Origin of the sequence: Vibrio sp. Sgm 5 (genome assembly GCF_026241575.1) — a bacterium.
GTDB lineage: Bacteria > Pseudomonadota > Gammaproteobacteria > Enterobacterales > Vibrionaceae > Vibrio > Vibrio jasicida.
This window is the reverse complement of sequence record NZ_JAPHPY010000043.1, coordinates 41,663-50,686: the sequence shown is the minus strand read 5'-3', so window position 1 is coordinate 50,686 and position 9,024 is coordinate 41,663. Positions and strand designations below refer to the sequence as shown.

Sequence of the window (9,024 nt, the reverse complement as noted above, 5' to 3'; positions counted from 1 at the left end):
TAGACATATGGTTCACCTCGTTCTGAGAGCCTACTCTAAGCGTAGGGCTTGAGAGTGAGGCGGACCATATAATTAGCGCTGATAAATCGGCGCTTTTTTCGTTTGTTTGTTCACTAAAGCTTAAGCGACGAGGATGTTCTTGAGTTCGTTCAACGATTCCACCGTGTAGCTTGGCGCAATACGCTCATCCACACTTGCGCCTGTGGTGTTCAACCAACACGTTTCAATGCCAAAGTTGTTGCCACCCAAGATATCGGAATGCAGGTTGTCACCCACCATCAATACGCGCGTCTTACATGGGTTACCCATTTGCGTCATCGCGTATTCAAAGATACCCAGATCCGGCTTAGCAATACCAACTTGTTCAGAAATCACCACGTGCTCGAAGTAATCACTCATGCCAGTGCGCTCTAGGCGAATCGCTTGCAGCTCAGTAAAACCATTAGTAATGATGCCCATCTTCGCTTTACCTTGCAGCGCTTCCATCAACTCTTTCGCACCCGGCAGCAAAGTACAGATGTCAGCCATCGCTTCTAAGAATGCGCTGTTAAGATCCGCCGTTGTGGTATTGAGCTTTTCAGCCCACTCAGTAAAGCGTTTGTGCTTGAGTTCATCTGCCGTCACTTTACCATCTTGGTAATCTACCCAAAGTGGTTTGTTGACCGTTTGGTAGTGCGCAAAATCTTGCTCGGTGAAATCTACGCCTTTGCGAGAAAACATCAGCTGCAAACCTTTGAAGGCATCAAAGTGAAACAAGGTTTCGTCAGCGTCAAACAAGATCCAATCGTATTTCATTTTCTTCTTTCCAATATCCAGGTCGTTTTCTTCCGCATAGTCTAATTGTTTTCTTCTTGAAGATAATCTCTATAATTGGAAAATAATTGTATCGTTTTTCTCAACAATAGATAACCCCAATAACCTAGGAGCACGCCGTGAATGCCATTGCGTCACTGCCAGTATTTGTCGCTGTCGTAGAATGCGGCAGCTTTTCCCTTGCCGCCAAGCAGTTAAACCTCACCAAATCGGCGATAAGCAAACGCATTAACCAACTCGAAGATGACCTCGGCATTCGCTTGCTTAACCGCACCACAAGAAAGCTCAGCCTAACCGAAGCTGGACGTCGATACTTCGAGTACGCTTCTCAAGCAGTGAATCTTGCTCAACAAGGCGTCGATGCCGTTTCTGAGCTGCAAGGCTCACCGCAAGGTCGGCTCAAAATCACAGCTCCCATGTCTTTCGGCATATTACACGTTGCGCCACTTATCAGCGAATTTCTCGCACGTTACCCGAAAATTGAGGTCGATTTACAGCTAGAAGACGCCATGGTGGATTTGGTCGAACAAGGCTTTGATTTGGGGATTCGCATTGGCGAACTTGCGACTTCTAACCTTGTTGCCAAACGCCTTGCTCCGTGTAAAAGCGTACTGTGCGCCTCTCCAGAATACTTAGAGGAGTTTGGCGTACCGACCAAACCAAGCGATTTGGTAACGCACAACTGTTTGCGTTATTCGTATTTCCGAGGTGGCGTCGAGTGGATGTTTATCAACAGCGGCAACGAATACAAGGTACTGCCGAAGGGCAACTTTGTGGTCAACAACAGTGAAGCGATTCGCCAGTTGCTATTACGAGGGTCTGGCATCGCACAATTACCGACTTTTATCGCCGCGAAAGACTTTGCAGCCGGTAACTTAAAACCGCTAATGGAAGAGTTCTCCCTTCCTGAGCATGCCATCTATGCAGTGTTTCCAGAACGCAAACACATGCCATTGAAAGTACGTGTGTTTATTGACTTCATCAGCGAAAAGCTCGGCACCGATACACCGTACTGGGATCGCTATTGATAGGTTCTAATGCTCCATCACATTTGATGCAATAACATTTGGTTAATCTAATGTTTCATTTTTAACAGGTGCGCAACCAGCATTGGAGCGCTAACTTAAGTAGCACGTCAACCACACCGGAGTGTGAAGCTATGAAAGTACTGATTCAATACACCCAAGCGGGTAAATATCGTGACCAAGCGTGGGAATCGCTGACGCTAAAAGCAAAAGGCGAGATTCAAGCCGTAACGCCCTCTTACGCAGCTCAGCTTATCGAGCAAAACAAAGCGACGCTTGTAATGACAGAAGACGAGCAAGTGATCTTCCATTCTTAAAAAACATCGATAAAAATGAGCTCTACACCCGAGCTCATTTTTTTGATTAGTAGGAGAGTTGCTACGCTCAATCTTGAATGATTTTATTTCCGCAGTTTTCGCAGATTAGATGACGAGAGAAGTCATCCATAGAAGCAAGGAAAGCACCAAATACTGTGCTTTTTAGAAAGCCAGAAATGAACTCCTTCTTACTGCGATTCTTATCTCCCTCAAAAGCACTTTTCTTTCTGACCAACACCACAACATGATGCGTTTCCACACCACACGAAGGACACATAACAACTTCCGTCTTATTTGACATATCAGCTCCTGAACTCGCTCTGGTGAATTCATTTTTGTTAAAAACATCATAGCTTTCGATATAAGCACATGAAATTTATAAATTAATGAAACCGATATGTAAACAAGCGCTTATTGATTATGAGAATAAGCGCCGTGAGTATGTGTGATTACTAGTTTTCGTTTAAGCGACGAATCAATTTGGCAGGCGTACCGCCATATAGACAATCTGGTGGAACATCGCTGTTTACCACTGAGTTAGCGGCAATGACTGAGCGAGCACCAATGGTTACCCCTTGGTTGATCACCGAGTTGCCACCAATCCAAACACTATCTTCAATGGTGATTGGTTTACAAAACGTTTCCCACTTAAGTCGGCTACGGTAATCCAACGAATGTGATGCCGTGTAAAGTTGCACACTAGGACCGATAAGTACGTGGCTACCAATGGTGATTTTGGCCCCATCAAGCATGACGACATTCATATTGATGAAGGTCTCTTCACCGATTTCAATCGTCTTACCAAACTCACAATGGAATGGCGCTCGGATCATACTCATCCCAACTTTACCAAACAGATCCTTTTGCAAAGCATCACGTTGAGATTCATCGGTATTGTTATTGAAGGCCTTCAACGCATGAGTTGCGTGAGTACGGATCGCTTCGATCTCTTCGTCTGTACCGTTAAACACTTGGCCAGACATCATTTTTTCTAATTCGGTCACTGGATCATTCCTACAACTTTTGACCACGATAGATTAGCGTAAAAGAGGAATAAAAAAAGAGAAAAGCACGGGCTTTTCTCTTTCCTATTTTGTCGTTGTATCACGTCGGGGTTATACGATTTCCCAGCTGTGAGTCATCTCAACGCCTTCGCCCAACATCAGACATACTGAGCAGTATTTTTCTAATGAGTCCGCCGCTACTTTAGCTACGATTTCTGGGTCCAGTGTTTCACCAGAGACTTCAAAGTGAATGTTCACCTGAGTGAAGATACGTGGAGCCGTTTCACGACGTTCCGTGGTGAGTTTCGCGTTGACAGAAGCCACTTTCTGACCTGCTGTTTTTAGACCATCAACAACGTCCACAGAGCTACAACCACCAGCAGCCATCAATACCATTTCCATTGGGCTTGGTGCCGTTGCACCGCCATTGCCATCCATCACGACTGAGTGACCAGATTGAGACTGACCGAGGAATTTAAAGTCTTCGACCCATTTTACTTCTGCTTGCATGGTTTCCCTCATTATTGCTTTTGCCTCATCGGAAACCTTCTACCAATGAGCGCTTGTTTCGTGCCGTTACTGTAGCCCTGTTGTGAGAAAGGGCAAAGAATTTTTCGTAATCACTGCAATTTTTTCGCTCTTACTTCTGTCTTCTTACGTAACATTCATTGAGAAAAATGACGTTTGAGGAAGTTATGAAGAAAGTATCTAAGCTATTGGTGGGATTCTCATTCACACTCCCTGTACTGTTCATCTTGCTAAGTAAAACAGGTACGGCCGATACCATGGATAAGATGAACGCATCTGGTAAAACTGACATCACAACACTCGCAGGTGGCTGCTTCTGGTGTACGGAATCAGATTTAGAACAATTGCCCGGCGTGTTAGACGTTGTCTCTGGTTACTCAGGCGGTGATTTAGAAAACCCAACTTATCGACAAGTCTCTTCTGGTAAATCAGGCCATATTGAAGTGATTGAGGTGAAGTACGATCCTGCTGTCGTGAACTACGAACAAGTGCTGGACTACTTCTTCCGCCATATCGACCCGACTGACGACAAAGGCTCATTCGTCGACCGTGGTCCTCAATATCGCCCGGCGATCTTCTATCATAATGCGGAGCAAAAGCAGATAGCTGAGCAGTTTATGATGGAAATCGACAAGGCGATGATCTATCCAAAACCGTTGAAAACAGAACTGATCGAGTTTGAAAAGTTCTACCCTGCGGAGTCGTACCATCAGGATTACTACAAAAAGAGTAGCCTGAAGTACAAATACTACCGCTACGCATCAGGTCGCGATAAGTACCTCGACGAAGTGTTTGGTGAAGATCGTAAAGACAACCCAAAAACACTGCGTGAACTTATCAACGAAAAAGAGTTGGTGACGAAAGTGAAGGTATACGAGAAACCTTCAGACAAAGAAATCAAAGCTAAATTGACTGAGCTTCAATACTACGTGACACAAGAAGAAGGTACAGAGCGCCCTTTCAACAACAAGTATTGGGACAACAAAGAAGCAGGCATTTACGTTGATATCGTCACTGGTGAGCCTTTGTTCTCGTCAACGGATAAGTACAAATCGGGTACAGGTTGGCCAAGCTTTACGAGACCAATTAACCCAGGCTACATCGTAGAGAAAACCGACTTTAAACTGGTTTATCCACGCACAGAGATCCGCAGTAAGTTTGGTGATTCGCATATTGGCCATGTATTTAAAGATGGTCCTAAGCCAACAGGATTACGTTACTGCATGAACTCAGCCGCAATGGAGTTTGTACCAGCGAACAAGATGGCGAGTTTAGGCTACGGCGATTATCTGTACCTATTTGATAAGTAGCTAGTTGTAACCAAATTAGGAGTGAACATTCAGCGCAATGAAAGGTTTTAAATCCAACCTTCCCATGAAAGTCTGTCCGGTCTGTCAGCGCCCATTTTCTTGGAGAAAGAAGTGGGCGCGAAATTGGGAGGAAATCGTTTATTGTTCTGAGCGTTGCCGAAGAAATAAATCAACGAAAACGTAGGTCACTCCAACCCTCTATAGAAAACGCTATTTCCTTTGTAATAACGTTTGTACGTGTTCTTTTACCAAGGCAATAACGTCCCATCATAAGCCCAAAACGCCCCGTTATCTTGCGGGGTCGCTTTTTCTATCAAGCCTAATAAATCCTTTGCGACTCGCTCCGGTGTAAACAGCTTTCCCTCTGGCACATTGGTTTGAAAAGGTGCCGACAAAGCAGTGTCCGTAGTACCTGGGTGAAGTGACAGCACCGTGCCATGTTTGACCATTCTTTGCCATTCGATCGACATGGTTTTGAGGAACATGTTTAATGCGGCTTTCGATGCACGATAGCTGTACCAACCACCGAGCTGGTTATCGCTAATGCTGCCAACTTTGGCCGAAATGGTCGCAAATTTAGGTGCAGTACTGCGTTTTAGCTTGGGCGTGAAGTATTTCGCCAACAGTAAACTTGGCAAAGTATTAACCGTGATGGTTTGCTGAAAAAAGTCTGCGTCGAGCGAATTAAGATTCTTCTCAGGGCCTTTCTCTTGGGTGTGCAACATACCAACACAGTTGACCAACCAATCGACGTGTTCAATCTGCTCACTGAGCGCTTTTACCTGCTCGTCTTGCGATACATCCACTTGATGCCAAACGACATTTGGGTGTTGCCAATCTGGTTGCTGCTTACGATAAGTGGCATGCACGCGAGCTTGAGGGAACCGAGCTGCGGCTTCTTGCACCATCGCCAAACCAATGCCACCGTTGCCACCAACAATCAGGATGTCCATCACAAGCTCTCCAATTTTTTCATATAATGCTCTGCGGTTTGTAATATCGCATTCCGCTTTTCTTCTTCCATATTGTCCCAAGAACGAAAAATCATTCCGATACGTGGATTGGTTGCGAGACGTTTATCGTGTTTGTTCATAAAGCGCCAATACAAGCTGTTAAACGGGCACGATCCTTCCCCGCTCCTCGCCTTATTGTCGTAATGGCATCCCTTACAGTAATCGCTCATTTTGTTGATGTAAGAACCACTCGCCGCGTAAGGTTTGGTGCCAACAATGCCGCCATCCGCAAACAATGCCATGCCGCGTGTGTTAGGCATCTCTACCCATTCAATCGCATCGACATAGATACCGAGATACCACTCATCCACTTGGTCTGGGGCGATTTCGGTTAGCAAACAAAAATTGCCAGTGACCATCAAGCGTTGGATGTGGTGTGCGTAGGCATAATCGAGGGACTGACCAATCGCATTGCGCATACAGGCCATTTTGGTTTCACCATTCCAAAAGAAGTCCGGCAAATTTATTTCTGCGTCCAACTCGTTCTTTTTCGGGTAATGAGGCATGTTCGCCCAATAGACGCCTCGGATGTATTCTCGCCATCCTAAGATTTGGCGAATAAACCCTTCGACTTGAGAAATGTCGATGTCCGCGTTGGAATGAAATGCCTTGAGTGATGCATCAATGACTTCTCTCGGGTGCAGCAATTTGCTGTTGAGCGAGAATGAAATTCGGCTGTGATACAAGCTCCACTTAGCATCGTGCTGACCTGTCATGGCGTCTTGAAAACGGCCGAACAACGGTAGACAGACTTGGCAGAAATGCGCGAGTAAAGACAAGCTTTGCGCGCGATTAATCGGCCACAACAAGTCCCCTTCAAGATTTCCGATGGTTTTGATGTCATGTTCTGCCAACCGCTCAACAATGCCGCGGACGTCGGTACTGAACATCAAAGGTTGTGGCAGTTGTTCAATGTCTTTGGCTTTGAGCTTATTACGGTTGTTGGCATCGTAATTCCATTTTCCGCCTACAGGCTTTCCGTCTTGCATCAAGATGTCGAAGCGCTTTCGCATCCGGCGGTAGAAGTGCTCCATCATAATGTGTTTGCCTTGAGGAAACTGCGATTCTATTTCTTCAAACGGCAACAAAAAGTGTTCCGAATCGACACAACGCGTCACAACCCCATCAAGCTTTAGTTTGGCTAACTGCTCTAGTAAACGGTATTCATCGGGGCGTTGATATTCAAACTTACTTGCACCAACCTCGCTCACGTAGTGTTGCAAGACTTGCTCAAGATCGTCGAAGGATTGTGTGTCACCCAACGTGAGATGCAAAACTTGATGCCCCTCGCTCTGACGCTCTTTCGCAAACTGTTCCATTGCAGAAAAGAACGCACAAACTTTCTGAATATGGTGCGTGACGTAAGTATTCTCTTGCTTGAGCTCCGCAATCAGGTAAAGCACTTGCTCATCCGGTTGCTGAAACCAAGAGTGCTCACTGTTGAGTTGATCGCCCAAGATCAATCGTACGGTTTCAAATTGCATTACGGTTTCTCCGATGACGAAGCTTTGTCACTGCTGCCCATCATAATCGGCCAATCGACCATGTCTACACTATCCAAATGCGCGCCAGCGCAACGACCTTGCCACCTATCGATGAACTCCATGTGCGGATCGTACATTTCGGTTTGCTTTTCGAGGTTGAATTGTCGTGAACCACGCGGATCCGCACCGACACCCGCTAGGTATTGCCAATTTCCCCAGTTTGATGCCACATCGTAATCGACCAGTTGTGACTCAAAGTACGCCGCGCCATAACGCCAATCAAGGCCAAGCTCATGCACCAAACAACTGGCGACTAACTGTCTACCACGATTCGACATATAACCGGTTTCATTAAGCTGGTGCATACACGCGTTCACGATAGGAAATGGCGTTTCACCTTTCTTCCATTGCTGGAAACGGTGCGTGTAAAAGCTGGTGAGTGGTGCTTGATTTTGGATGCCACCGAATCGGAAGAGCTGCCGCTTGTATCGACGGGCATACCAATAAAAGTACTCACGCCAAAGCAGTTCGAAGTAAATCCAATAGGTTGAATCATTTGCACCATTCGCGGCTTCATAACGTTTAAGCATGGCATAAATGGTTTTCGGAGAAAGACACCCATGAGCTAACCAAGGAGAGAACTTGGTGGAGTAATCCATACCATCTAAACCGTTGCGCGTTTGTTTGTATTCACTTGCTAATGTTGAGGCAAAATACTGACGACAATGTTCAAGCCCTGCTCGCTCACCACCATTAAACAGGCTTCGCTGGACATCTCGGGTCAAACTCAACGTCGGCAGTACGAGTTCGTCTGGCAGTGAAGGCAACGTTGTTACTGCTTCTACAGGTTCAGCTAGAGCAAGGTTCTCAACCTTTTTTCGGAACTTGGTGAAGGTGTCAGGAAGCGCTTCAAGCTCAAACGGTAAATCTTCGACACAGAACAAGCTGCGAACTTCACTTTGGACAACAGCCAAATGCGGCGCTTCTGCTTGAATCTTATCGACCACATCTTGCTCATCTGATCCAGAGACCGCATCTACAAAGAGATGGGTCACATCAAGCTTGTCAGTAACATATTTGATTGCTTGGTAAGGAGGTAAGTCAACGACCTGTAAACGTTGATTAAGTGCATTCAAAGACAAGCTAAGGCAATGCACTGACTCGTCCAAAAACTGTTGTTTGGCGGACCCAAATTCCGGAGTTTGTGCGTATTGCTTTAGGTAGGGCGACATTTTTGGATAGCAGTATATACAAATGAGCTCTTCGACCTCAGCAGAGGCTCGGAGCAGGAGCGGATTGTCATGCAATCTCAAATCGTTGGTAAACCAATACAATCCTATAGTCTTGTTCAAGTGACGCTCCTTACTACTCTATTCTGGTATGTGCATGCCAAGTTTTACGCATCACCATTGGTCACGATCATCGCATCATTTAGATTGCTGAAATCTTCATCAAACAAACTTCTTTAGTAAACAAAATGTTATAGATAAATTTATAAGTTATGAAAGATTAAGTAAGAATTCATGAAAC

General features: G+C 45.6%; 11 protein-coding genes. 4 read left to right on the top strand and 7 right to left on the bottom strand.

The annotated features are described in order from the left end of the window. Positions 1-120: 120 nt before the first annotated feature. Positions 121-795, bottom strand: coding sequence for a pyrimidine 5'-nucleotidase (gene yjjG / locus OQJ86_RS20235; protein ID WP_041054186.1), 675 nt, complete (start codon positions 793-795; stop codon positions 121-123). A gap of 137 nt (positions 796-932) precedes the next feature. On the opposite strand from yjjG, the gene OQJ86_RS20230 reads away from it, so the two are divergent. After that, positions 933-1,841 carry a LysR family transcriptional regulator gene (locus tag OQJ86_RS20230; protein ID WP_265989753.1) on the top strand — a complete coding sequence of 303 codons (909 nt, stop codon included), beginning with the start codon at positions 933-935 and terminating at the stop codon, positions 1,839-1,841. Between the two features lie 131 nt (positions 1,842-1,972). After that, positions 1,973-2,155 (top strand): hypothetical protein, encoded by a 183-nt coding sequence (locus OQJ86_RS20225; RefSeq protein WP_005445428.1) that lies wholly within the window; start codon positions 1,973-1,975, stop codon positions 2,153-2,155. A gap of 67 nt (positions 2,156-2,222) precedes the next feature. On the opposite strand, the gene OQJ86_RS20220 is transcribed toward OQJ86_RS20225, so the two are convergent. From OQJ86_RS20220 to OQJ86_RS20210, 3 genes are all read right to left on the bottom strand, one after another. Further along, positions 2,223-2,456, bottom strand: a complete 234-nt coding sequence (locus OQJ86_RS20220; RefSeq protein WP_038868564.1) for a hypothetical protein — start codon at positions 2,454-2,456, stop codon at positions 2,223-2,225. 151 nt (positions 2,457-2,607) lie between these two features. Further along, positions 2,608-3,159, bottom strand: a complete 552-nt coding sequence (locus OQJ86_RS20215) for a sugar O-acetyltransferase (protein ID WP_265989744.1) — start codon at positions 3,157-3,159, stop codon at positions 2,608-2,610. A 111-nt stretch (positions 3,160-3,270) separates the two neighbouring features. Continuing rightward, entirely contained in the window at positions 3,271-3,669 is a 399-nt protein-coding gene (locus OQJ86_RS20210; RefSeq protein WP_038868562.1) for an OsmC family protein, read from the bottom strand. Positions 3,670-3,854: 185 nt separating this feature from the next. Here OQJ86_RS20210 and msrB point away from each other — a divergent pair, with 185 nt between their 5' ends. Next, entirely contained in the window at positions 3,855-4,997 is a 1,143-nt protein-coding gene (gene msrB / locus OQJ86_RS20205) for a peptide-methionine (R)-S-oxide reductase MsrB (protein WP_265989741.1), read from the top strand. Between the two features lie 37 nt (positions 4,998-5,034). Beyond that, complete coding sequence (locus OQJ86_RS20200) at positions 5,035-5,181, top strand: DUF2256 domain-containing protein (protein ID WP_005374142.1); 147 nt, start codon at positions 5,035-5,037, stop codon at positions 5,179-5,181. A gap of 61 nt (positions 5,182-5,242) precedes the next feature. Here OQJ86_RS20200 and OQJ86_RS20195 read toward each other — a convergent pair whose 3' ends face one another. The 3 genes from OQJ86_RS20195 to OQJ86_RS20185 are packed head-to-tail and all read right to left on the bottom strand — an operon-like array spanning position 5,243 to position 8,846. After that, a complete protein-coding gene (locus OQJ86_RS20195) occupies positions 5,243-5,950 on the bottom strand; it encodes an SDR family oxidoreductase (protein ID WP_265989733.1) in 708 nt (235 codons plus the stop codon). After that, positions 5,950-7,494, bottom strand: coding sequence for a cryptochrome/photolyase family protein (locus tag OQJ86_RS20190; protein ID WP_265989731.1), 1,545 nt, complete (start codon positions 7,492-7,494; stop codon positions 5,950-5,952). Before OQJ86_RS20190 ends, OQJ86_RS20195 begins: the two co-directional genes overlap by 1 nt. Further along, positions 7,494-8,846 carry a DASH family cryptochrome gene (locus OQJ86_RS20185; protein WP_265989705.1) on the bottom strand — a complete coding sequence of 451 codons (1,353 nt, stop codon included), beginning with the start codon at positions 8,844-8,846 and terminating at the stop codon, positions 7,494-7,496. The genes OQJ86_RS20190 and OQJ86_RS20185 overlap by 1 nt, the downstream gene beginning before the upstream one ends. Between the last annotated feature and the right edge of the window lie 178 nt (positions 8,847-9,024).

What these genes read in the sequence shown, in the direction of transcription:
- OQJ86_RS20190 (WP_265989731.1), bottom strand. Translation starts at nt 7,494, where the DNA reads ATGCAATTTGAAACCGTACGATTGATCTTGGGCGATCAACTCAACAGT.
- OQJ86_RS20210 (WP_038868562.1), bottom strand. Translation starts at nt 3,669, where the DNA reads ATGCAAGCAGAAGTAAAATGGGTCGAAGACTTTAAATTCCTCGGTCAG.
- OQJ86_RS20195 (WP_265989733.1), bottom strand. Translation starts at nt 5,950, where the DNA reads ATGGACATCCTGATTGTTGGTGGCAACGGTGGCATTGGTTTGGCGATG.
- OQJ86_RS20225 (WP_005445428.1), top strand. Translation starts at nt 1,973, where the DNA reads ATGAAAGTACTGATTCAATACACCCAAGCGGGTAAATATCGTGACCAA.
- OQJ86_RS20200 (WP_005374142.1), top strand. Translation starts at nt 5,035, where the DNA reads ATGAAAGGTTTTAAATCCAACCTTCCCATGAAAGTCTGTCCGGTCTGT.
- yjjG (WP_041054186.1), bottom strand. Translation starts at nt 795, where the DNA reads ATGAAATACGATTGGATCTTGTTTGACGCTGACGAAACCTTGTTTCAC.
- OQJ86_RS20220 (WP_038868564.1), bottom strand. Translation starts at nt 2,456, where the DNA reads ATGTCAAATAAGACGGAAGTTGTTATGTGTCCTTCGTGTGGTGTGGAA.
- msrB (WP_265989741.1), top strand. Translation starts at nt 3,855, where the DNA reads ATGAAGAAAGTATCTAAGCTATTGGTGGGATTCTCATTCACACTCCCT.